This is a genomic window from Streptomyces sp. NPDC048584, assembly GCF_043199595.1.
Taxonomy (GTDB): domain Bacteria; phylum Actinomycetota; class Actinomycetes; order Streptomycetales; family Streptomycetaceae; genus Streptomyces; species Streptomyces edwardsiae.
The window spans coordinates 95,770-116,788 of record NZ_JBICWF010000017.1; the positions used below are offsets into that span (position 1 = coordinate 95,770).

General features: G+C 70.3%; 19 protein-coding genes and 1 pseudogene. 7 read left to right on the forward strand and 13 right to left on the reverse strand.

The annotated features are described in order from the left end of the window. Window positions 1–51 precede the first annotated feature (51 nt). The 3 genes from ACGFR9_RS30735 to ACGFR9_RS30745 form a co-directional block, all read right to left on the reverse strand. The gene (locus ACGFR9_RS30735) at window positions 52–726 is read right to left on the reverse strand and encodes a UbiX family flavin prenyltransferase (RefSeq protein ID WP_393214926.1); all 675 of its coding nucleotides are present in this window, start codon (window positions 724–726) and stop codon (window positions 52–54) included. Between the two features lie 66 nt (window positions 727–792). Next, window positions 793–1,698, reverse strand: a complete 906-nt coding sequence (gene mqnP / locus ACGFR9_RS30740) for a menaquinone biosynthesis prenyltransferase MqnP (RefSeq protein WP_393214929.1) — start codon at window positions 1,696–1,698, stop codon at window positions 793–795. Then, window positions 1,695–3,146: a menaquinone biosynthesis decarboxylase gene (locus ACGFR9_RS30745; protein ID WP_393214932.1), complete on the reverse strand. Its 1,452-nt coding sequence runs from the start codon at window positions 3,144–3,146 to the stop codon at window positions 1,695–1,697. Before ACGFR9_RS30745 ends, mqnP begins: the two co-directional genes overlap by 4 nt. A 67-nt stretch (window positions 3,147–3,213) precedes the next feature. On the opposite strand from ACGFR9_RS30745, the gene ACGFR9_RS30750 reads away from it, so the two are divergent. Together ACGFR9_RS30750 and ACGFR9_RS30755 are read left to right on the forward strand one after the other, a co-directional pair. Next, window positions 3,214–3,540, forward strand: a complete 327-nt coding sequence (locus ACGFR9_RS30750; protein WP_393214935.1) for a PLD nuclease N-terminal domain-containing protein — start codon at window positions 3,214–3,216, stop codon at window positions 3,538–3,540. 174 nt (window positions 3,541–3,714) lie between these two features. Next, entirely contained in the window at window positions 3,715–4,314 is a 600-nt protein-coding gene (locus tag ACGFR9_RS30755) for a TetR/AcrR family transcriptional regulator (RefSeq protein ID WP_393214938.1), read from the forward strand. 9 nt (window positions 4,315–4,323) lie between these two features. Here ACGFR9_RS30755 and ACGFR9_RS30760 read toward each other — a convergent pair whose 3' ends face one another. Further along, the gene (locus tag ACGFR9_RS30760; protein ID WP_393214940.1) at window positions 4,324–4,455 is read right to left on the reverse strand and encodes a hypothetical protein; all 132 of its coding nucleotides are present in this window, start codon (window positions 4,453–4,455) and stop codon (window positions 4,324–4,326) included. On the opposite strand from ACGFR9_RS30760, the pseudogene ACGFR9_RS30765 reads away from it, so the two are divergent. Further along, window positions 4,400–4,740, forward strand: a pseudogene (locus ACGFR9_RS30765) (hypothetical protein); the annotation flags it as partial. The gene ACGFR9_RS30760 and the pseudogene ACGFR9_RS30765 overlap by 56 nt on opposite strands. 30 nt (window positions 4,741–4,770) lie before the next feature. Here the strand turns inward: ACGFR9_RS30765 and ACGFR9_RS30770 are convergent. The 9 genes from ACGFR9_RS30770 to hemL form a co-directional block, all read right to left on the reverse strand. Beyond that, a complete protein-coding gene (locus ACGFR9_RS30770) occupies window positions 4,771–7,038 on the reverse strand; it encodes a PQQ-binding-like beta-propeller repeat protein (protein ID WP_393214943.1) in 2,268 nt (755 codons plus the stop codon). A gap of 40 nt (window positions 7,039–7,078) precedes the next feature. Continuing rightward, a complete protein-coding gene (locus ACGFR9_RS30775) occupies window positions 7,079–9,217 on the reverse strand; it encodes a PQQ-binding-like beta-propeller repeat protein (RefSeq protein WP_393214945.1) in 2,139 nt (712 codons plus the stop codon). A gap of 200 nt (window positions 9,218–9,417) precedes the next feature. Continuing rightward, window positions 9,418–10,527, reverse strand: coding sequence for a c-type cytochrome biogenesis protein CcsB (ccsB, locus tag ACGFR9_RS30780; protein WP_393214948.1), 1,110 nt, complete (start codon window positions 10,525–10,527; stop codon window positions 9,418–9,420). Then, window positions 10,524–12,242 (reverse strand): cytochrome c biogenesis protein ResB, encoded by a 1,719-nt coding sequence (locus ACGFR9_RS30785; RefSeq protein WP_393214951.1) that lies wholly within the window; start codon window positions 12,240–12,242, stop codon window positions 10,524–10,526. Before ACGFR9_RS30785 ends, ccsB begins: the two co-directional genes overlap by 4 nt. A 4-nt stretch (window positions 12,243–12,246) precedes the next feature. After that, the gene (locus ACGFR9_RS30790) at window positions 12,247–13,017 is read right to left on the reverse strand and encodes a cytochrome c biogenesis CcdA family protein (RefSeq protein WP_393214954.1); all 771 of its coding nucleotides are present in this window, start codon (window positions 13,015–13,017) and stop codon (window positions 12,247–12,249) included. A gap of 1 nt (window position 13,018) precedes the next feature. Continuing rightward, complete coding sequence (locus ACGFR9_RS30795; RefSeq protein WP_393214957.1) at window positions 13,019–13,678, reverse strand: TlpA family protein disulfide reductase; 660 nt, start codon at window positions 13,676–13,678, stop codon at window positions 13,019–13,021. A gap of 66 nt (window positions 13,679–13,744) precedes the next feature. Further along, window positions 13,745–15,010 carry a hypothetical protein gene (locus tag ACGFR9_RS30800; RefSeq protein ID WP_393215146.1) on the reverse strand — a complete coding sequence of 422 codons (1,266 nt, stop codon included), beginning with the start codon at window positions 15,008–15,010 and terminating at the stop codon, window positions 13,745–13,747. 156 nt (window positions 15,011–15,166) lie between these two features. Continuing rightward, window positions 15,167–15,814: a histidine phosphatase family protein gene (locus tag ACGFR9_RS30805; RefSeq protein WP_393215149.1), complete on the reverse strand. Its 648-nt coding sequence runs from the start codon at window positions 15,812–15,814 to the stop codon at window positions 15,167–15,169. A gap of 38 nt (window positions 15,815–15,852) precedes the next feature. Then, complete coding sequence (gene hemL, locus ACGFR9_RS30810) at window positions 15,853–17,169, reverse strand: glutamate-1-semialdehyde 2,1-aminomutase (protein WP_393214960.1); 1,317 nt, start codon at window positions 17,167–17,169, stop codon at window positions 15,853–15,855. A gap of 303 nt (window positions 17,170–17,472) precedes the next feature. On the opposite strand from hemL, the gene ACGFR9_RS30815 reads away from it, so the two are divergent. The 4 genes from ACGFR9_RS30815 to ACGFR9_RS30830 all read left to right on the forward strand — a co-directional run bounded on the left by ACGFR9_RS30815 (window position 17,473) and on the right by ACGFR9_RS30830 (window position 21,019). Further along, window positions 17,473–18,081, forward strand: coding sequence for a hypothetical protein (locus ACGFR9_RS30815; protein ID WP_393214963.1), 609 nt, complete (start codon window positions 17,473–17,475; stop codon window positions 18,079–18,081). A 528-nt stretch (window positions 18,082–18,609) separates the two neighbouring features. Further along, complete coding sequence (locus ACGFR9_RS30820; RefSeq protein ID WP_393214966.1) at window positions 18,610–19,413, forward strand: alpha/beta fold hydrolase; 804 nt, start codon at window positions 18,610–18,612, stop codon at window positions 19,411–19,413. Beyond that, on the forward strand, window positions 19,413–20,684 hold the full coding sequence (locus ACGFR9_RS30825) for a PP2C family protein-serine/threonine phosphatase (RefSeq protein ID WP_393214969.1): 1,272 nt from the start codon (window positions 19,413–19,415) through the stop codon (window positions 20,682–20,684). The genes ACGFR9_RS30820 and ACGFR9_RS30825 overlap by 1 nt, the downstream gene beginning before the upstream one ends. Continuing rightward, the gene (locus ACGFR9_RS30830; protein WP_393214972.1) at window positions 20,681–21,019 is read left to right on the forward strand and encodes an STAS domain-containing protein; all 339 of its coding nucleotides are present in this window, start codon (window positions 20,681–20,683) and stop codon (window positions 21,017–21,019) included. The genes ACGFR9_RS30825 and ACGFR9_RS30830 overlap by 4 nt, the downstream gene beginning before the upstream one ends.

Consider the following 21,019-nt stretch of genomic DNA (forward strand, 5'->3'; position numbering starts at 1 on the left):
CTTCCACTGAAGAGGTCTGAAGTTCTGAGTGCCGGAATGGTGCCGCAGGGCTCAGCCGGGCCGGGATCCGCCGCCGAGTTCGCCCTTCCAGCGGCGGTAGAGCCGGTGCTCGACACCCGCCGCGTCGAGTACGCGTCCGGCGACGAAGTCCACCAGGTCCTGGATGTGCGTCGCGCCCGCGTAGAAGGCCGGCGAGGCGGGCACCACGGTCGCGCCCGCGTCGTCCAGCGTGACCAGATGCCGCAGGGTCTGGCCGTTCAGCGGGGTCTCCCGTACGGCCACGATCAGCGTGCGTCCCTCTTTCAGGGTCACGCTCGCCACCCGCTGCAGCAGGTCCTTGGACAGCCCGAGCGCCACCCCGGCCACACAGGCCGTGGAGGCGGGCACGATCAGCATGCCCTTGCTCGGATACGACCCCGAGGACGGCCCGGCCGCGAGGTCACCCGCCGCCCAGTGCCGTACGCCGTCGAGGTCGACGGTGAACGTGTCCGGCTTGCCGTCCGCACCCCGGGACAGCCATTCCCGCAGGTCGTCACGCCAGTGGGCGTCCCGGAAGGCGATACCGGTCTCGTCCAGCAGCGTGAGCCGGGAGGCCCGGCTGACGACGAGGTCGACGCTCTCCCCCGCCGCCAGCAGCGCACGCAGCACAGCGGCTGCGTAGGGGGTCCCGGACGCCCCCGACACCCCCACGATCCAAGGCTTGCGCCGCGTTTCTCCTGCGTTCACATCTCGAGCCTACCGGCGGGCACTGGACGCCGGCCGTCAGGACCGGCTCGGACGGCCAACCGCTGCTCAGACGGTCAGACCCCGCACCAGCAGATCCAGCAGCGCGCACACGAACAGGGCGATGCCGATGAAGCCGTTGACGGAGAAGAAGGCGCGGTTGAGGCGGGTCAGGTCGGTCGGGCGGACGATGGTGTGTTCGTAGACGAAGGCGCCCGCCACGATCAGCAGGCCGAGCCAGAAGAAGGCGCCGGCGTCGGTGAGCAGGGCGTACCAGACGAACAGGGCCGTCGTGACGGTGTGGCAGGCACGGGCGCCCCAGATCGCGGCGGGGATGCCGAAGCGGGCCGGGACCGACTTCACACCGATCTCCCGGTCGGTGTCGACGTCCTGGCAGGCGTAGATGAGGTCGAAGCCGCCGATCCAGACACCGACCGCGAGGCCGAGGACGACGGCGTCCCAGGACCAGGAGCCGGTGATGGCGAGCCAGCCGCCGATCGGTCCCATCGCCTGGGCGAGACCGAGGATGGCCTGCGGGAAGTTCGTGAACCGCTTGCCGTACGGATACACCACCATCGGGATGACGGCGACGGGCGCGAGGGCCAGGCAGAGCGGGTTCAGCAGGGCCGCCGCGCCCAGGAAGACGGCCAGGGCGACCAGCGCGCCGGTCCAGGCGTGCTTGACGGACATCGCCCCGGTGACCAGTTCGCGGTGTGCGGTGCGCGGGTTACGGGCGTCGATCTCGCGGTCGATGATCCGGTTGGCGGCCATCGCGAAGGTGCGCAGGCCGACCATGGCGACGGTGACCAGGAGCAGCCGGCCCCAGTGGATGTTCTCGTCCCACTCGTACATCGCGGTGAGGGCGGCGATGTAGGCGAAGGGCAGGGCGAAGACCGAGTGCTCGATCATCACCAGGCGCAGGAAGGCTTTCGTGCGTCCCGGCTGCTGCGGCAGGGCGGCGGAGGCCGAGGTCACAGTCCGTACTCCTTCCAGCGACGGTCGACCAGGGCGGCCGTGTCCGGGTCGGACTCGACCATGTCGGGCCAGCCGCCGTCGCGCGTGTACCCCTCCTCGGGCCACTTCCTCGTCGCGTCGACGCCCGCCTTGCCGCCCCAGAACTGCTGGTAGGAGGCGTGGTCGAGATGGTCGACGGGGCCTTCGACGACGGTGAGGTCACGGGCGTAGTCGGTGTTGCCGAGGGCCCGCCAGGAGACCTCGTGCAGATCGTGGACGTCGCAGTCGGAGTCGACGACCACGATCAGCTTGGTCAGGGACATCATGTGGGCGCCCCAGATGGCGTGCATGACCTTCTGCGCGTGCTTGGGGTACTTCTTGTCGATCGAGACGATCGCGCAGTTGTGGAAGCCGCCGGACTCGGGGAGGTGGTAGTCCACGATGTCCGGGACGATGATCTTGAGGAGCGGGAGGAAGAAGCGCTCCGTGGCCCGGCCCAGCGGCCCGTCCTCGGTGGGCGGGCGGCCGACGACGATCGACTGGAGCAGCGGCCGCCTGCGCATGGTCACGCAGTCGATGGTGAGCGCCGGGAACGGCTCCTGCGGGGTGTAGAAGCCGGTGTGGTCGCCGAAGGGCCCCTCGGGCAGCATCTCGCCCGGTTCCAGCCAGCCCTCCAGGACGACCTCCGCCTGCGCGGGCACCTGGAGCGGCACGGTCTTGCAGTCGACCATCTCGATCCGCTTGCCCTGCACGAACCCGGCGAACAGGTACTCGTCGATGTCGCCGGGCAGGGGTGCGGTGGAGGCGTACGTCACGGCGGGCGGGCAGCCGAAGGCGATGGCGACGGGCAGCCGCTCGCCGCGCCGGGCAGCCACCTGGTAGTGGTTGCGGCTGTCCTTGTGGATCTGCCAGTGCATGCCGATGGTGCGCTTGTCGTGCCGCTGGAGGCGGTACAGGCCGAGGTTGCGGACGCCGGACTCGGGGTCCTTCGTGTGGGTGAGGCCCAGGTTGAAGAAGGAGCCGCCGTCCTCGGGCCAGGTGAACAGCGCCGGGAGCTGTTCGAGGTCCACGTCGTCGCCGTGCAGGACGACCTCCTGGACGGGCGCGTCCTTCACCTTCCTCGGCGGTACGTGCGTCATCGCGCCGAGTTTCCCGAACGCCTCGCGCACCCCGACGAACCCGTGCGGCAGCTCGGGCTTCAGCAGCCCGCCGATCCGCTCGGAGATCTCCGCGTACGACTTCAGGTCCAGCGCCTTCAGCAGACGGCGGTCGGTGCCGTACACGTTCATGGCGAGGGGCATGGAGGAGCCGCGCACGTTCTCGAAGAGCAGCGCGGGACCGCCGGCCTTCTGTACCCGGTCGACGATCTCACCGACCTCCAGATGCGGGTCGACCTCGGCCTTGATGCGCTTGAGGTCGCCCTCGCGCTCCAGCGCCCTGAGCAGGGAGCGAAGATCGTCGTAAGCCATGGGGTCAAGTATCCCCGAGCGGTTACCCTGGGCCTGTACCGCCCACCGTTTTCGCTGGAGAGGCCCCATGCTGCGGGTGCTGATGTTCCTCGTGCCACTGGCCCTGAGCATCTACGCGTTCATCGACTGCATCGGCACGAAGGACGACGACATCCGTCATATGCCCAAGCCACTGTGGGCGATCCTCGTGCTGCTGTTCCCGCTGGTCGGCTCGATCTCGTGGCTGATCGCGGGCAAGAAGCGGCACCCCGCGGGCGGCTCCGCGTGGGGCGGGGGCGGCGGCCGGCAGCAGTGGGTGGCGCCGGACGACAACCCCGACTTCCTGAAGTCGCTGGACGACGACAAGGACAAGGACGACCGGCCGGGGGACGGCGATCGCGGCGGGGCCGGCTGACCGTCCCGCCTGCCGCGTCGTCGTGTTGTTCCGCTGATGCGGGCCCGCCCGTTCCCCCGTGACGGGCGGGCCCGCACGTCGAACAGGGGTCAGTCTGGACCAGCGCGGGCTAGAATTGGAAGTGGATTCTAGAAATTCACTCGAGAAGCGGCCGGAAGGTACGACGACCCTGCGATGAGCCCCAAGCAGCACCGCGGTGAGGTCACCGTCGAACAGCTTCTGGACGCGGCGCTGCGCGTCTACGGCGAGTCCGGCGAGCAGGGGCTCACGGTGAGCGCGGTGACGGCGGCGAGCGGCGTCAGCCCCGGCAGTCTCTACCACCATTTCGGCAGCATGGACGGCCTGTTGACCGCCCTGTTGACGCGCTGGCTCGAGCGGCTGCTGGACCGGATGGTCACGGCGCTGGAGCGGTCGGATTCCGCCCGGGACGGCGTACGGGCCCTGGTGGAGGCGTATCTCGCCTTCATCCGCGACCACCGGGCGGCGGGCCTGCTGCTGCACTCCGCCCGCGCCGACGAGCTGGGCATGCGGGAGGCCGGGCGGATCCGTGACGCGCAGGAGGCCCGGCTGTCCCCGCTGTCCGCCTGGGTGAGCGGGCACGTCGAGTCGGGCGAGATCGCGCGACTGCCGGTGGCCGTGCTCGAATCCCTCGTCCTCGGACCGGTCATCGGCGTCAGCCGCCGCTGGCTGACGCTCGGTGACGTCGACCTCGACACGGCGGCCGCGGTCCTGCCGGACCGGATCTGGCGGTCGATCACCGCGGATCCGCGGTGAGTACGGCGGTCAGCCGAGCTTCTTGATCCGGGCGGGCGCGAGGGCCCGGTCGAAGACCCGTACGTGGCTCGCGGGTGCGATCCGGATGCGGATGTCGGGGCGACATCCGGCTCTCAGCACATGCGCGCACCGGCCGCGCATCACTTGCGGGCCACCGATGACGGTCCGTAGGCAACTCTATTCCAATACAACGTGGTGGAGCGGACCTTCGGCATCCAGAGACTCCCCGTGCTGGTACTGCTCGGGTCTGGTCCGGCAGTTCGGCATCTCCCGGGTGGTGATCGGCGAGGCGGTCACCTTCCACGGCGGGCACGACTGGCTGGCCGACCACGGCGTGGAGATCGTGCTGCTGGACGATCCCGGGTGCGCGGCGCTGATGCGAGAGTCACCGCCCGTCATCCACAGCTGTGGAACGAGGACATCGGCCGTCAGAGGGCCGACCGCGGCCGGCTGCGGTCAGGTGCTGGTGAGGGAGATCCTTCCCGCGTGCAGCCGTCCGTCGCCGCCGTCGAAGTACACCCGGTCGCCGTCGACGGTCGCGTCGGGGTCACCTGACGACAGGCGCGTTTCGACCGGGGGCGCTCCGGTACGGGCGTCCGCGGCGTACAGTCCGCCGGCTTTGGTGCTGAAGAGCACCGAGCCGTCCAGCAGACCGTGCAGCTCGGGTTCGCGTTCGGTGTGCTCGGTCCGGAGCAGTCTGCCGGAGTCGGCGGCGACCGCGTGCACGGCTCCCGAGTCATAATCGCTGGTGGGGCTTCCAGTCCCGCCGTAGACGACGCCGTCGGAGACCACGAGCGGTTCGAGCCATTCCTCCAGACCGTCGGTATCCGGTTCGCAGGTCCACAGCTTCGTGCCCCGCCGGGCGTCGACGGCGTGGAGGACACCGCGGCTGTCGCCGAAATAGACCGTGCCGTCTGACACCGTGATCGCCGTCACCTCGCCCGCGTAGTGTCGGCTCGCGCTCGCGTGGTATCGCCACAACTGGTCCCCGCTGTCCGCGTCCCAGGCGTGGAAGTAGGTGCCGCCTGCCTCCTTCACCCCGCCGTAGAGGACCCCGTCCACGACCGCGAGCGCCCCGGACAGAGTGTGCTCGACCGTCCGGGTCCACTTCAGCCGTCCCGTGGCAGTGTCCAGCGCCGACACGGCGTACGTGCCGGAACGTTCGGCCCCCTCGGGCAGGTCGTACATGGCGTTCACGTACACGGTTCCGTGGGCCACGACGACCCGCAGGTGGAGATGCCACGACGTGCCGGGTGCCGTGTGAGCCTTGGCGGGCACGCTCCAGACCCGCTTGCCGCGGTCCAGGTCAATGCCCTGGATCGTGCCGTTCTCGCTGCTGGAGGCGATCACCAGGCCGTCGCTCACGCCCTCGAAGGACGACGCGTCCGGATCGTCGTACGTCCACACGATGTCCCCGCTGTCGGCGTCCACCGCGTGCAGCACGCCGTCGCTCTCGCCGACCACCTTGCCGTCGGCGGCCACCGGTTGCCACAAGTCCTTCTCGGCCGACCACTGTCCCCGTACCGCCAGCTGTTTCGCAGCGGCCGTGGGGCTGCCGCTGCTCGTGGTGCCGTCGCCCCCGCCCGAGGCCCCGGAGAAGGCGCGCGGCAGGAGCAGGCCGGCGACTACGGCCAGGACGACGAGGGTGCCCGACACGGCGAGGACCGCAGCACGCCGCTGCCGGGCCACCGCACGCAGCCGGGCGGCGAGCGAGGGCCGCACGTTCGGCGCGCCGAGCCGCGCCGTGGCGACGGCGGTCGGCGGCGCCACCGTGACCGTCGGCAAATCCGCGTCCGCCGTAGTCGCGGTGGCCTCCTCCGGCAGCGGGGCCGCGCGCAGCGCGGTGACGTCGGCGGCGACCGGCGCGGGCAGCCAGGTGACAGGGGTGAACGTGCTCCGGGTCCCGTCCGTCCCCTCCCACCGGCCGAGTTCCTCGATGAGTTCCGGCACCCCGGGTCGCCGCCCGGGGTCCTTGGCCAGGCACCGGACGACCACGTCGGCGAGTCCGTCCGGCAGGCCCGCCAGGTCGGGATCCTCGTGGACGACGCGGTAGTTGACGGCGTAAGCGGGCCCGCCCCCGAACGCTCCGGTCCCGGTCGCCGCGTACACCAGCAGCGCGCCCAGCGCGAACACGTCACCGGCGGGCCCCACCTCGCGGCCGACCAGTTGCTCGGGCGGAAGGTAGCCAGGGCTGCCGACCACGGCCCCCGTGGTGGTCAGTTTGGTGTCGTCGGCGGCCACCGAGATCCCGAAGTCGATCACCCGAGGGCCGTCCGGTGCCAGCAGCACGTTCGACGGCTTCAGGTCACGGTGCACGACGTGAACCCGGTGGATCGCCTCCAGCGCCTCCGCCAGCCCGGATCCCAGGGCGCGTACGGACCGCTCGGGCCAGGCACCGTGCGTGGCGACCGCCGTGCCCAGTGGAACGCCCGGCACATGGGCGGTGGCCAGCCACGGCTGGTCCGCGTCCGGATCCGCATCGACCACGGGCGCGGTGAACGGGCCCGTCACCCGCCGTGCCGCCACCACCTCCCGCCCGAACCGCTTGCGGAAGGCGGCGTCATCGGACAGTTCCTCGTGCACCACCTTCACCGCGGTCGCCCGGCCGCCCGGCGACCTGGCCAGGTACACCCGGCCCATCCCGCCCGAGCCGAGCCTCCCGACGATCCGGTACGGACCGACCCGCTCGGGATCCCCCGCCTCCAACGGCCTGAACACCTGCATTCGCCCCCCTTGTCGCCGCCAAGGCCCTGTTCGGTGCTGATCAGGTCGCGGCCCGATAGGCTGTCACCCGGCTGTCACGCTCGACGTACACGGTGTTTCCGACGAGCCAGAGATGCTCGCCGTCGCCCATGATCAGCCGTTCCCGCCATACGGGGTTTCCGCTGCGGGCGTCCAGTGCGCTCAGGTACCCGTCCGAGTCGTGGGTGAGGACGGTGTCGTCCACCACGGTCAGGGACGTCACCTCATCGGCCTTCTGTTTCCGCTGCCACCGCAGCGCACCGGTGTCCGCGTCGAAGGCGGACACGTAGCCGTCGTTCTCGAAGTACACGGTTCCGTCTACCACTTCCGGCATGCCCGCTCCCCCGCCGAGCCTGCCGTCCCACAGCTCCCCCTCGAACGTACGGCGCCACACCTCGTCGCCCGACCCCGCGTCGACCGCGTACAGGGCGCCGTCCTGGGTGCCGAAGCAGACCTTGCCGTCCGCCACCACGAGGCCCGTCTCCGCGTCGCTCGCGGCCTGGTGGGTCCATTTCTGCTTGCGGGTACGGGTGTCGACGGCGATCAGCTTCTTCTCGCTGTGCACAAGGAGCGCGTCACCGGTGACGGCTATGTTGCTGCCGTCCGCGTTGACGCCGTACCCGTAGTCCCACAGCTTCTTCCCCGTGCGCGTGTCGAGGACGTAGAAGAACGAGATCATGTGTGCGTAGGCGGCGTCGCCCACGACGACGGGGGAGGCGTGGAAGGAGTCGTCCATGTATCTCCAGCGATATGCGCCGCTGTCCGCGTCCAGCGCGTAAAGGTGATCGCCGCTGCCGTAGTACAGGAGGCCACCCGCGAGGCCGGTGACTTGGACGCCGTTGCCCACGGTGTCTCGCAGATACGCACTGTCCTGGCGGATTTCGGCGACCTCGACCTTGCGCCCCCAGCGCTTCGTGCCGTCGGTGACGTCCAGGGCGGTGATCTCGTGACGGTCCTCGTTCTGGAGATAGACCATCTCGTCCGAGGTCACGGTCGTTCTCTGTCCCTCGGCCAGCGTGTGGGACCAGAGCTGCTCGAGGTTCGGAGGGCGGACGGGCCCGGTGTCGTCCTCGCTCGCGGCCACCCTCCACAGCACGGTGCCGGCCACAGTGACGGCCAGTGCGGTCGCCATGGCGAGGGCCGTCCGCAGGCGGCGGCGCCGGCTGCGGGGCGGTGCGGCGGCGGTCGAGGGCTCCGGCATACCGTCGTCCGCCCGGGGCAGGGGCTCGGTCGGCACGTCGGCGCGCAGCCGGGTTGCCGAGTCGGCCACCGGGCCGGGCATCCAGCCGACCGTGGCGACGCCCCCGTCCGGAGCCGTGGCGCCCTGAGCCGCATGCCGGTCGTCGTCCGCGGGGGCCGGGTGGCCCAGTTCGTCCAGCAGCCACGTCACCGTGGGCCGCTCCGCCGGATCCTTCGCCAGACACCGGGCCACCACATCCGCGAGTAGGGGCGGCAGGCTCCTCAGGTCGGGGTCCTCGTGCACGACCCGGTAGTTGACCGCGTGGGACGCGCCGCCGCCGAACGGGCCGACGCCCGCGGCCGCGTACGCCAGCACCGCCCCCAGGGCGAACACGTCACCGGCAGGTCCGGAGCTCTCGTGGCGCAGCTGCTCGGGAGGGATGAAGCCGGGCGTGCCGATCACCGTTCCGGCCTCGGTGAGTGCGGTGTCGTCGGCCGCCGCCGAGATACCGAAGTCGATCACCCGCGGCCCGTCCGGCGCCAGCAGGACGTTCGACGGTTTGAGGTCGCGGTGCACCAGGCCCGCCGCGTGCACGGCTCCGAGCGCCTCGGCCAGAGCGGCACCGAGGCCGCGTACCGCCTGCTCCCGCCACACCCCGTGCCGGGTCACCGCCTCCTGGAGGGAGGGGCCGGGGACGTACTCCGTGGCCAGCCAGGCCGGGTTCCCCTCCGGGTCGGCGTCGACGACCGCGGCGGTGAAGAAACCCGTCACCCGCCGTGCCGCCGCCACCTCGCGCACGAAGCGCCGCCGAAACCCCTCGTCGCGCAGCAGCGTCTCCCGCACCACCTTCACCGCCACCGCACGCCCGCCGGGCGAGCGGCCCAGGTACACCCGGCCCATGCCGCCCTGGCCCAGCCTGGCCAGCAGCCGGTACCGGCCCACCCGTACCGGATCCCCCGCCGTCAACGGTACCGACGCCACCCGTCCCGCCCCTCCTGCCGCCCCGCCGTCTCAACGGGTCTCCCCTCCACCGGACTACCGGCGCCACCCCCACGGTTCCCACCGCTCACACCTCGCACCACCCGTTCGGGAAACCCTCCCCGGAACCATCACGTCTCCGGAGCACGAAAGACCGGTCCCCGTGACGCGAGTCGCGGGAACCGGCCTTGTGAGGTGCGTGATCAGAAGCCCACGGACCGCAGCGCGCCCAGGCCGACGTCGGCGTACGAGTGCTTGCCCGAGACGAAGATGTTCACGCCGTAGTAGTTGAACAGCCAGCAGCCGAAGGCGAGCAGGGCCAGATAGGCCGCCTTGCGGCCCTTCCAGCCGGCCGTGGCACGCGCGTGCAGATAGCAGGCGTAGGCGACCCAGGTGATGAAGGACCAGACCTCCTTGGGGTCCCAGCCCCAGTAGCGGCCCCACGCGTCACCCGCCCAGATCGCGCCCGCGATGATCGTGAACGTCCACAGCGGAAAGACCGCCGCGTTCACCCGGTACGCGAACTTGTCCAGCGACGCGGCCGCGGGCAGCCGCTCCAGGACGGATGTGGCGAAGCTGCCCGGCCTGCCGCCGCCCACGAGCTTGCTCTCGTACGAGTCCTTGAACAGGTACAGGATCACGCCGACCGCGCCGACGTAGAACACCGCACCGCACAGGATCGCCGTGGAGACGTGGATGTACAGCCAGTACGAGTGCAGCGCGGGAACCAGCTGGTCGCTCTCGGTGTAGAGGACGGTGACGGCCAGACCGAGGTCGAGGAGGACCGAGGTGGTCAGGAACAGACCGAGCCAGCGCACGTTCTTCTTCAGCGCGAGCAGCAGCAGGTACACACCGACCGCGGTGGTGGAGAAGGTGATGTTGAACTCGTACATGTTGCCCCACGGCGCCCGCTCCACGGACAGCGCGCGGGTGAGCACACCGGCGAAGGAGAGCAGGAACGCGAGCACGGTGAGGGAGATGGCGATCCGCCCGTAGAGGTCGCCCTTCTCGTCGCCGCCGTGCGCGCCGGGCCCGTCGGGCACGTCCCGCGATCCGGCGGCGGCGCGTACGACGACCTTCGGCCGCTCCAGTACGGCGGTGCCGCCCCCCTGCTTCACGGTGACGGCCGGCCCCGTCCTCGCCTGCGCCGCGGGGGTGAGCGCGGAGGCGGTACGGGCGACCTTGCTGCGGCTGCCGAAGGTCCACTCCGCGATGTACGCGAAGAACGCGAGGGTGTAGACGGCCATCGCGGAGTAGATCAGCACATTGCTGATACTCGCGAGGTTCTCGTTGGTCGCGGCGGCGAGAGTCACTGCTGCTCAGCCCCTTCGGCAGGTACGGCTTCAGGATCGGTGGATTCGGACGGTTCCGGGTCGGGTACGCCCGGGGCCTGGTCGTACAGGATTCCGGCGAGGTCGCCGAGCTCCTCGGGGACCTTCGCGGACTCGCTGCGGCCGAGGCCGGCCATCTCGACGACGGTCACCCCGTCGTCGCCGCGCACCGCGCGGACCCATACGCGGCGGCGCTGGATGAACAGGGAGCCGGCGAGGCCGGCGATCGCGACGACGGCGCCGCCGAGCGCCCAGCCGCCGCCCGGCTCCTGGACGATCTGGAAGCCGGCCCACTCCTTGACGTCCTTCTCGAAGGTGACCGTGCCGGCGCCGTCGGGGAGCGTCATGGTCTCGCCGGGGGTGAGCAACTTCTTGAAGAGCTCGCCCTCGGAGTCCTTGAACTCCTTCATCTTGGACTTGTCGAGCTGGTACACGCTCTGCGGAATGCCGGAGTCGGCCCGCAGGTCGCCGTGGTAGGCGGAGAGGGCGAGCACCGGGTAGTCCAGGGCCGGGAACTGGGAGAGCATCGTGCCGCTCTCGGAGCCGCCGAAGGTCGGCACGAAGAAGGCGTTGAAACCGAGTTGCTCCTTCTCGCCCTTGGAGTCGCGGTAGCCGTCGAGGACCTTGACCACTCCGGAGGACGTCACATTCGCGTCCAGCGGCAGCAGCGGTACCGCGTCCCGGTAGACGACCTTCCCCTTGCCGTCGCGGACCGTGATGACGGGCGCGTAGCCGTGGCTGACGAGGTAGACCTTGGCGTCGCCGATCTGCAGGGGCTTGTTGACCTTGACGAGGGCCTTCCTCTCCTCGCCGCCCGCCCCCGCGGTGTACGTCAGCTCCGTCTGGTACGTGCGCGGGGTGCCCTTGTTGGGGCCGGTGCGCTCGTAGGTGCCGGTGAACGACTTCACGTCGAAGCTGAACGGCTCCAGGTCGTCGTTGGTGAAGAGGTTGCCGGACTTGAAGTCGTCGTACTGGGTGAGCGTGTTGGCGAAGCCGTCGCCCTCGACGATCAGCTTGTTGCCCTCGGACTTGTACAGCTGGCCCCAGCCGAAGGCGATCAGCATCACGATCAGCGCGATGTGGAAGAGGAGGTTGCCGACCTCCCGCAGATAGCCCTTCTCGGCGGCGACGGCGTCACCGGCGAGGTGGGCGCGGAAGCGGCGCTTCTTCAGCAGGGCGAGCGCGGCCTCGCGTACGGCCTCCGGTTCGGCCGCGGTGCGCCAGGTGGTGTGGGCGGGCAGCCGGTCCAGCCGGCGGGGCGCGCCGGGCGGGCGGCCGCGCAGCTGGCCCACGAACTGCCAGGTGCGGGGCAGGATGCAGCCGATGAGGGAGACGAACAGCAGGATGTAGATCGCGGAGAACCACACCGAGCTGTAGACGTGGAAGAGGCCGAGCCTGTCGTAGACCGGCGCGAGGATGTCGTGCCGGTCGCGGAAGTCGGCGACCTGGGTCTCGTCGACCCCGGTCTGCGGGATGAGGGAGCCGGGGATCGCGCCGAGCGACAGCAGCAGGAGCAGCAGCAGCGCCACCCGCATGGAGGTGAGCTGCCGCCAGAACCAGCGGGCCCAGCCAATCACGCCGAGGGACGGCAGGTTCGGCGCGTCCTCCGTGGGCGCGGTGGACAGCTGGGAGCCGGCGGCGCCGAGTTCCCGGTCGTCGGCGGCCTGCGGGGTGTCGTCGGTTGTCGTCTCGCTCATCGGGTCAGATCCCCACAGTGAAGCCGTTGGACCAGGTCTGCATCTGCGCCACGAGGCTGCCCCACGCGCCGGTCAGCAGCAGCACACCGGTGAGGATCATCATCGTGCCGCCGACGCGCATGACCCAGACGTAGTGCCGCTTGACCCAGCCGAAGGCTCCGAGGGCCTTGCGGAAGGCCACGGCGGCGAGCACGAAGGGCAGGCCCAGTCCCAGACAGTACGCGACGGTCAGCAGGGCGCCGCGTCCGGCGCTCTCCTGCTGTGCGGAGAGGGTGAGGACGGAGGCGAGGGTGGGGCCGATGCAGGGGGTCCAGCCGATGCCGAAGAGGGCGCCGAGGACGGGGGCGCCGATCAGCCCGGTCGCGGGGCGCTTGTGGAAGCGGAACTCGCGCTGGGTGAGCCAGGGCATCAGGCCCATGAAGAAGACGCCCATGAGGATCATGAGGACGCCGAGCACCTTGGACAGGACGCCCGACTGCTCCTGCAGCGTCTGTCCGAAGAAGCCGAAGAAGGCGCCGCCCGAGACGAACACGGCGGTGAAGCCGAGGACGAAGAGGGAGGCGCCGGCGACCATGCGGCCGCGCCGGGCCTCGGCGAGGTCGGTGCCGGAGACGCCGGTGACGTAGGAGAGGTAGCCGGGGACCAGCGGCAGGACGCAGGGCGAGAAGAAGGAGACGAGGCCGCCGAGCAGGGCGATGGGCAGGGAGACCAGCAGGGCGCCGTTGAGCACCGTGCCGTTGTAGCCCGCGTCGGCCAGCGTGTGCAGTGCCGTCACGTCACTTCTCCGCGACGACCGGCTTGAGCATCTTCAGCAGCCGCTCGTCGTCGAGCTGGGCCAGTGCGCGGGCGGCGATCTTCCCGTCCCGGTCCAGGACCAGGGTGGAGGGTACGGCCTGCGGGTTGAGGGTGCCCTTCTCGAAGCGGAGCATCAGCTTGCCCGTGGGGTCGTACAGGCTGGGGTAGGGGATGCCGAAGTCCTTCTCGAAGGCGAGGGCGGCGGCGGTGCTGCCGTCCCGGGTGTTGATGCCGACGAACTGGACACCCTGGTCGGCGTACTGCTTCGCCACCTTGGCGAAGTACTTGGCCTCCGCGCGGCAGGGGTTGCACCAGGAGCCCCAGACGTTGAGGACGACGACCTTGCCCTGGTAGTCGGCGACGTCGAGCTGTTCGCCCTCGAGGGTCTTCCCGGTCAGCTCGGGTGCGGCGGCCCGCTTGCCGGCGGGGACCGTGGAGATGCCGTCGCTGCCGGTGACGAAGTTGGTGTTGCCGCCCCCGCCGGACGTTCCGCCGGAGCCGCAGGCGGAGACGAGCAGCGCGGCCGCGGCGGCGCCGGCGGCCAGGGTGGCGCGGCGGCGGGCGCGCGGGACACGGAGGGCGCGGTCCGGGCTGTGAACGGCTCGGTTCGAGCGCTGGGGGGCGCGGCTGGCGGCACTCATGTGAAAAGTTTCGCATGCCCGTTCTGGGGATCTTGCGCACCCCCCGTCCGGGCCGAATTCCGCATTTCAGGCGGCGTCGCCGGCGCCCGCTCCGGCGGTGTCCTTCGCGAACGCCTTCCAGCCCCCGGCCGGTTCCTGGCCCACGTCCAGGGTGCGGAACCGCTCCAGGACCTCCGGCTTCTGCACGTCGAGCCAGTCGGTGAACTGCCGGAAGGAGACGAGCCTCACGTCGCCGCCCTTCTCCTTCTCGCGCGCGATGTGCTTGAGCGCCTGCTCCACGGCGTCCATGTAGATGCCGCCGTTCCACTGCTCGAAGTGGTTCCCGACGAAGAAGGGCGCGCGATTCGACTCGTATGCCCGCTTGAAGCCGGATATGTACGACTGGGCCGCCTGCTTTCGCCAGCCCGGGTAGTTGTGGGCGGGGGCGTTGGTCGAGTTGACCGACTGGTTGGCGAGCATGTTGTAGTCCATCGACAGGACCTCGAAGGAGTGGCCGGGGAACGGTATCTGCTGCAGGGGCAGGTCCCATATGCCCTGCCGCTTCACCGGCCAGACCTGGCGGCCGCCGGGCGAGGAGGCGTCGTAGCGCCAGCCGAGCTCGCGGGCGGTGGGCAGCAGTTTGTCCTGGCCGAGCAGACAGGGCGTACGGCCGCCGACGAGTTCCTTGTCGTAGTCGAACGGCAGGGACTCCAGGTCGGTCCAGCCGGAGTTGGTGCGCCACTCCTTGACGAAGGACTTGGCCTGGTCGATCTCGCTGCGCCACTGCTGGGACGTCCAGTTGCCGACACTGCCGGAGCCGCCGCAGAAGTGGCCGTTGAAGTGGGTGCCGATCTCGTGCCCTTCGAGCCAGGCACGGCGGATGTTCTTGAGGGTGTCCTTGATGTGGCCGTCGGTGAGGTAGCCGATGTCGGAGGCGCCGCGCGGGTTGTTCGGCGGGTCGTAGAGCCGCTTCTTGGACTCGGGGAGCAGATAGACGCCCGAGAGGAAGAAGGTCATGGCCGCGCCGTGCTCCTTGGCGAGGTCCAGGAAACGCGGGAAGAGGCCGTTGCCGACCTCGCCGGCCCCGTCCCAGGAGAAGACGACGAACTGCGGCGGGGTCTGCCCCGGCTCCAGCGGCACCGGCGCGTCGGGCTGGTGGGGCTGCTTGCCGGTGAAGGAGGTGGAGCCGTCGCCGATCGGGCGGGCGGTCTTCGTCGGCTTCGGGCCGGGCTTACGGGTCCCGCCGCCGCCGGGCCGGGAACCGCCGGCGCCGCCGCCGTCGTCCGAGTTCTTGTGGCCGCCGCAGCCGGCCAGCGGTACGGCGGCCGCGGCCCCCGCGCCGAGCCCGAGCATTCCCCTACGGGAGAGACTGCGCATGGCAACCCCGTTCGTCACGTCCTCTGGTGGTCACATAATCAGAGGACATGACGAAGCGGGAGGTTCCCGTCGTATGCGAAGGTTTCGCAACGAAGTGCGAACGAACCTTTCCGCACCGGCCGGTTTACGGCCTTACGCCCCGAATGCCTTGCTCTTGCCCTTCACCGGCTTGGCACCGGCGAGCAGATGCGCGGGGACGAGATCACGGGCCGGCTCGCTGTAGCCGACGGAGACGATCCGGTCGCCCTGGTAGGTGAACGAGGTCAGCGAGGCGAGCGTGCACTGCCGCTTGCGCGGATCGTGCCACAGCCGCCGCTTCTCGACGTAGGACCGCACGATCCAGATCGGCAGCTGATGGCTGACCAGCACCGCCTCATGACCGCGTGCCGCGTCCTTCGCCGCGTGCAGCGCGCCCATCATGCGGATGACCTGGTCGACGTACGGCTCGCCCCAGGACGGCTTGAACGGGTTGACGACATGCTTCCAGTTGGCCGGGCGGCGCAGCGCGCCGTCGCCGATGCCGAAGGTCTTGCCCTGGAAGACGTTCGCCGCCTCGATCAGCCGCGCGTCCGAGCCGATGTCCAGGCCGTGCGCCTTGGCGATCGGCTCGGCCGTCTCCTGTGCCCGCTCCAGCGGGGACGCGACGACATGGGTGATGTCGCGGGAGGCGAGGTGCTCCCCGACCCGGTCGGCCATGCGCCGGCCCAGTTCGGAGAGGTGGTAGCCGGCCAGCCGGCCGTACAGGACACCGTCCGGGTTCTCGACCTCGCCGTGCCGCATCAGGTGGACGACGGTGACGTCGTCGCTCTTCGGGGTGCTCACGCTGTCGCCTCCGCTGCCGCTCGCGCCGCCGCCGGGAGGGCGTCGGCGATCCGCTGGACGGCCCGCTCGTCGTGCGCGGCCGACACGAACCAGGACTCGAAGGACGACGGCGGCAGATAGACGCCGTTGGCGAGGAGCGAGTGGAAGAAGGCGGTGAAGCGGTACGACTCCTGCGCCTTCGCCTCCTCGTAGTTGCGCACCGGGTGGTCGGTGAAGAAGACGGAGAACATGTTGGAGGCGTTCTGCAGCGTGTGCGCGACGCCCTCCTTGGCCAGCGCCTCGGTGACGAGGGACCGGAGCTGTGCCGAGACGGCGTTCACCTTCTCGTAGGCGGCGTCGTCGAGCAGCCGCAGCTGGGCCAGCCCGGCCGCGGTGGCGATCGGGTTACCGGAGAGGGTGCCGGCCTGGTAGACGGGGCCGGCCGGGGCGAGGTGGCCCATCACGTCGGCGCGCCCGCCGAAGGCCGCGGCCGGGAAGCCGCCGCCCATCACCTTGCCGAACGTCATCAGGTCGGGCCGGACACCGTCGACGCCGTACCAGCCCGCCCGGCTGGTCCGGAAGCCCGTCATGACCTCGTCGGAGATGTACAGCGCGCCGTTCGCGGCGCACGCGTCCTTCAGCCCCTGGTTGAACCCGGGCAGCGGCGGTACGACGCCCATGTTGCCCGGCGACGCCTCGGTGATCACGCACGCGATCTCGCCGGGGTGCGCGGCGAACGCGGCGTGCACCGCCTCGAGGTCGTTGTACGGCAGCACGATCGTGTCACCGGCCTGGGCGCCCGTGACGCCGGGCGTGTCGGGCAGCGCGAACGTGGCGACACCCGAGCCGGCGGCGGCGAGCAGCGAGTCGACGTGCCCGTGGTAGCAGCCGGCGAACTTGACCACCTTGGTGCGCCGGGTGAACCCGCGGGCCAGCCGGATCGCCGACATGGTGGCCTCGGTCCCGCTGGAGACGAGCCGTACCTGCTCCAACGGCTCGATCCGGGCGACCATCTCCTCGGCGAGCGCGACCTCGCCCTCACCGGGCGTGCCGAAGGACGTACCGCGCGCGACGGCGTCCTGTACGGCGGCGATCACCTCGGGGTGGGCGTGCCCGAGGATCATCGGCCCCCAGGAACAGACCAGGTCGACGTACTCGCGTCCGTCGGCGTCGGTCAGGTACGGGCCGGTGCCCGACACCATGAACCGGGGTGTGCCACCGACGGCGCGGAAGGCGCGTACCGGTGAGTTCACCCCGCCGGGCGTGACGTCCGCGGCACGGTCGAACAGCGCCTGCGAGACCGGGGCTTCGTATGGATATGGCAGTTCGCTCATGACCTGCGACTTCTCCGACCTTCTCCGACTTTCCGGGGGGCTTCCCGGCTCCGGGTGCGTATGACGTGTCCAGCGTAGGCCAGGGGCGGCCTGCGGCATCCGGCCCCCGATCCGCCGTGATCTGCGAAACTGACCTCTGATACACACAGCTCACACGGCCGGGGCGGGCCGGAGGCTGCGAAGCCCCCGCGGGCAGTTGTCACACCGTACGTTTCGGCGGGCGGCCGTGGGGGAGGTCACTGACACGATGATCGGGTTGCGCGGCGGGGGCCACGCGTCCTAGAAAAGCAGTCGGGTGGAGATATGCATCGCGGTGGCGGACTGGGCGAGGGGACTGACGACCTGGGTCCTCGACGTGCCCGGCGGGGAAGGCACCGGCGCGAGGCGGAAGACCCGGACGAGACGCGCCTGGCCCGTGGCGGGCCGGAGCGGAGCGGCCCCCCGGCGGGGGCAGGGAGCAGGAATGGTGGTCGGGTGGGGGTGACGTACAAGTACTTCGGCGCGCCGGACGGCGCCACCGCGGCCCGCGTCCCGATCTCGATGCGCCCCGAGGAACTCGGCGGCGACGAACTCGGCATGGGCGGCATGTTCACCAAGATCAAGCCGGAGACCATGGCCGCGATGGTCCTCACGGGCATCGAAGGCGTCCCCCTGCACAAGGTCCCGCCCCTGGAACTGGTCGTCCTCCACCCGGACTACGCGGTGGTGAAACTCCCCATGACGGTCGTCGACCCCCTGCGCGGCATAGGCGAGGAGGCGGTCGGCGCGGCGGCGTTCATCTGGTCCACGGTCCCGGACCGCGGAGGGCCGCGGGACGCGTTCAACGTGTACCAGCTGCTGCACGAGTGGCAGGACTTCTCGCATCGGCTGCACGAGGCGGGGCATCAGCCGTACTGCCTGGTGTGGCCCTGAGCCGGGGTCGTCGCAGGAGTCGGGCGGGGTCTTCGGGCCTCGCCCTTTTCCGTGCCGGGGAGGAGCCGTCAGACGGCCAGGGCGTATCGAGGAGTTCGGCCTCACCCGCTTCACCGACTTCCTCGTCCGCCACCACGTCGACGGCCTGTCCGTCCCCGAGACCCTCCGCCGCCCCACCCGCGCCACCATGGCAACCGCCTGCGGACGACACCTCCATCCTGCTGTGCGAATGGCTCGGCCCTCGATCCGACGAGGTCACGAGCGCCGCAGCTCTGGCAGACGTACCCGGCACCGCAGTCAGCGGTTGAGAGGATCGGCAGGGTCGGCCAGTGCTTGCACCCAGCACAGTTCTGTCGGGCATCCGACGCCGCCGTCCGTACCGCTGTGTGGCCCCGCGCCGGTGGCGTCCGGTGGCCCGATTCGATGGTGTGTGGCGGTGAGCACCATCGCGGGCGGTAGGCACCGGGCACGGTCCGGCGGTCCGCTGGCATGCGAGAAGAGCGGACGGAGCCTGAGAGAGTGGGTGGTATGGACATCGAACGCAGGAACAATGTCACCGTCACCGGAAACCCTCGGGGCCGAGCGGTGGTGCTGGCTCATGGGTTCGGCTGTGATCAGAACATGTGGCGTCTGACCGTGCCTGCTCTGGCTGAGGACCACCGGGTGGTGCTGTTCGACTACGTCGGTGCGGGCCGCTCGGACCTGACCGCGTTCTCGGAGAGCCGTTACGCCTCGTTGGACGGTTACGCCCGTGATGTGGTGGACGTGTGCGAAGCGCTTGACCTGCGCGATGCGGTGTTCGTGGGCCATTCGGTCAGCGCGATGATCGGCGTGCTGGCCGCCAGAATGGCCCCGGAACGCGTCGGAGCGCTGGTGATGGTCGCCCCGTCTCCGCGGTACATCGACGAGGCGGGCTACCGGGGTGGGTTCAGCGCCGAGGACATCGACGAGCTGCTGGAGTCCCTGGAGTCCAACTATCTGGGCTGGTCGGCGGCGATGGCGCCCGTGATCATGGGGAACGCGGACCGGCCCGAACTCGGTGAGGAACTGACGAACAGCTTCTGCGCCACCGACCCGGACATGGCGCGGGTCTTCGCCCGCACCACGTTTTTGTCGGATTCGCGAGACGACCTGAGGACCGTGACGGTGCCCACTCTGATCCTGGAGTGCGCCCAGGACGTCATCGCCCCCCGGGAGGTCGGTGCTTTCGTCCACCGGACGATCGCCGACTCCAAGCTGGTCACGCTCGATGCCACAGGGCACTGCCCACACCTGTCCGCGCCCGAGGCCACCAACGAGGCGATCACCGATTTCCTGGCGCGCCTGCCGTGATGTGTCGCAACGGGCCGGAGCCCGACTGCGAGAAGGCGCCGGCTGCGGCATTCGCCGCCCTGCTGGAAGACAGCGTCGAGGAACTCTACGAGAACGCACCCTGCGGATACCTCTCCACGCTGATGGACGGCACCATCGCCAAGATCAACGCCACCCTCCTGGGCTGGCTCGGCCTGGAGGCCGACGCGGTGGTGGGCCGGATGCGTTTTGCCGACCTGCTGACCGTGGGCGGAAAGCTGTACCACGAGACGCACTTCGCGCCCCTGCTGCGGATGCGGGGCGAGATCAGCGGCATAGCCCTGGAGATCAAGCAGGCCGGAGGCGGCCGTATACCGGTACTCGTGTCCTCCGTCGTCAAGAACGGCGGAAACGGCGAGCCCTTGCTGATCCGCACCACGGTCTTCGACGCCCGGGACCGCCGTGCGTACGAGCGGGAACTCCTGCGAGCCCGTAGAGCGGCCGAGCAGGCACACGAGCAGGCCGAAGCCGACCGGACCCGGCTGCAGGATGCCCTCGCCGTACTGCAGCAGTCGCTGCTGCCCGCCACCCTGCCACCGGTGCCGGGGGTGGAAGCCGCAGCCCACTACCGCGCCGCCTCTCCGGACCGCCTCGGCGGCGACTTCTACGACCTCTTCGCCATCGACGGCAGGCGCTTCGCCTTCTTCCTCGGCGACGTGTGCGGAAAGGGCCCCCAGGCCGCCGCTGTCACCTCACTGATCCGCTACACCCTGCGAGCCGCGGCCCTGCACGACCCCGACCCCGTTGCCGCCCTGACGACGCTCAACCATCTGCTGCACGAGCGCTACACCGGGGACGACCCGCGCTACTGCACCGCCATCTTCGGCACCCTCGAACCCGGCCCCACGACGGGAGAGGTCACCGTCCGCATCGCCTCCGGCGGCCACCCGCCGGCACTTGTCCTGCGCGCCGACGGTACGGCCGGCTTCCTGGCCACCCCCGGCGGACTCCTCGTCGGCGTTCTGCCGACCGCGCCCTTCACCGCCGCCGCCACCACTCTCGGCCCCGGCGACACCCTTGTGCTGTACACCGACGGCCTGACCGAGGCCCGAACCGGCGAAGACCGCACCGCCCTCTACGGGGACGAGGCCCTACTCGCGTTCGCCGCCGGCCACGCGGGCAAGGCCCCACAGGCCGTGATCCAGGCATTGAAGGACCTGCTGGACGACCTGGGTGACGGCCTCGACGACGACACCGCCCTCCTCGCCATCGGCGTACCCGCCCCCAGCACACAATCGAGAACCGCCACATGAACCCGCTGAGCATCACCACACAAGAGGCCACCACCGGTCCCGTGCTGGAAATCTTCGGCGACCTCGACTACACCACCGTCGGCGAGCTGCGCGAACGGCTCACCGCACTCACCCTCCGACCAGGCCAGCGCCTCGTCCTGGACCTGGCCGGAATGACCTTCTGCGATTCCAGCGGCATCACCGCCCTGATCGCAGCCCGCAACCAGACCCACGCCGCCCACGCCGACATCGCACTCGCCGCCGTTCCCGCCCACACCCTCCGTGTGCTGCGCATGGTCGGCCTCGACCAGATTTTCGTCGTTCACCCCGACAGTGACGCCGCCACTCGGCCCTGA

Excerpts from the sequence above, each read along its gene's own strand:
- ACGFR9_RS30745 (WP_393214932.1), bottom strand. The coding sequence starts at position 3,146 with ATGGCTTACGACGATCTTCGCTCCCTGCTCAGGGCGCTGGAGCGCGAG.
- ACGFR9_RS30750 (WP_393214935.1), top strand. The coding sequence starts at position 3,214 with ATGCTGCGGGTGCTGATGTTCCTCGTGCCACTGGCCCTGAGCATCTAC.
- ACGFR9_RS30755 (WP_393214938.1), top strand. The coding sequence starts at position 3,715 with ATGAGCCCCAAGCAGCACCGCGGTGAGGTCACCGTCGAACAGCTTCTG.
- ACGFR9_RS30760 (WP_393214940.1), bottom strand. The coding sequence starts at position 4,455 with ATGCGCGGCCGGTGCGCGCATGTGCTGAGAGCCGGATGTCGCCCCGAC.
- ACGFR9_RS30770 (WP_393214943.1), bottom strand. The coding sequence starts at position 7,038 with ATGCAGGTGTTCAGGCCGTTGGAGGCGGGGGATCCCGAGCGGGTCGGT.
- ACGFR9_RS30785 (WP_393214951.1), bottom strand. The coding sequence starts at position 12,242 with ATGAGCGAGACGACAACCGACGACACCCCGCAGGCCGCCGACGACCGG.
- ACGFR9_RS30795 (WP_393214957.1), bottom strand. The coding sequence starts at position 13,678 with ATGAGTGCCGCCAGCCGCGCCCCCCAGCGCTCGAACCGAGCCGTTCAC.
- ACGFR9_RS30800 (WP_393215146.1), bottom strand. The coding sequence starts at position 15,010 with ATGCTCGGGCTCGGCGCGGGGGCCGCGGCCGCCGTACCGCTGGCCGGC.
- ACGFR9_RS30805 (WP_393215149.1), bottom strand. The coding sequence starts at position 15,814 with ATGCGGCACGGCGAGGTCGAGAACCCGGACGGTGTCCTGTACGGCCGG.
- hemL (WP_393214960.1), bottom strand. The coding sequence starts at position 17,169 with ATGAGCGAACTGCCATATCCATACGAAGCCCCGGTCTCGCAGGCGCTG.
- ACGFR9_RS30815 (WP_393214963.1), top strand. The coding sequence starts at position 17,473 with ATGCATCGCGGTGGCGGACTGGGCGAGGGGACTGACGACCTGGGTCCT.
- ACGFR9_RS30820 (WP_393214966.1), top strand. The coding sequence starts at position 18,610 with ATGGACATCGAACGCAGGAACAATGTCACCGTCACCGGAAACCCTCGG.
- ACGFR9_RS30825 (WP_393214969.1), top strand. The coding sequence starts at position 19,413 with ATGTGTCGCAACGGGCCGGAGCCCGACTGCGAGAAGGCGCCGGCTGCG.
- ACGFR9_RS30830 (WP_393214972.1), top strand. The coding sequence starts at position 20,681 with ATGAACCCGCTGAGCATCACCACACAAGAGGCCACCACCGGTCCCGTG.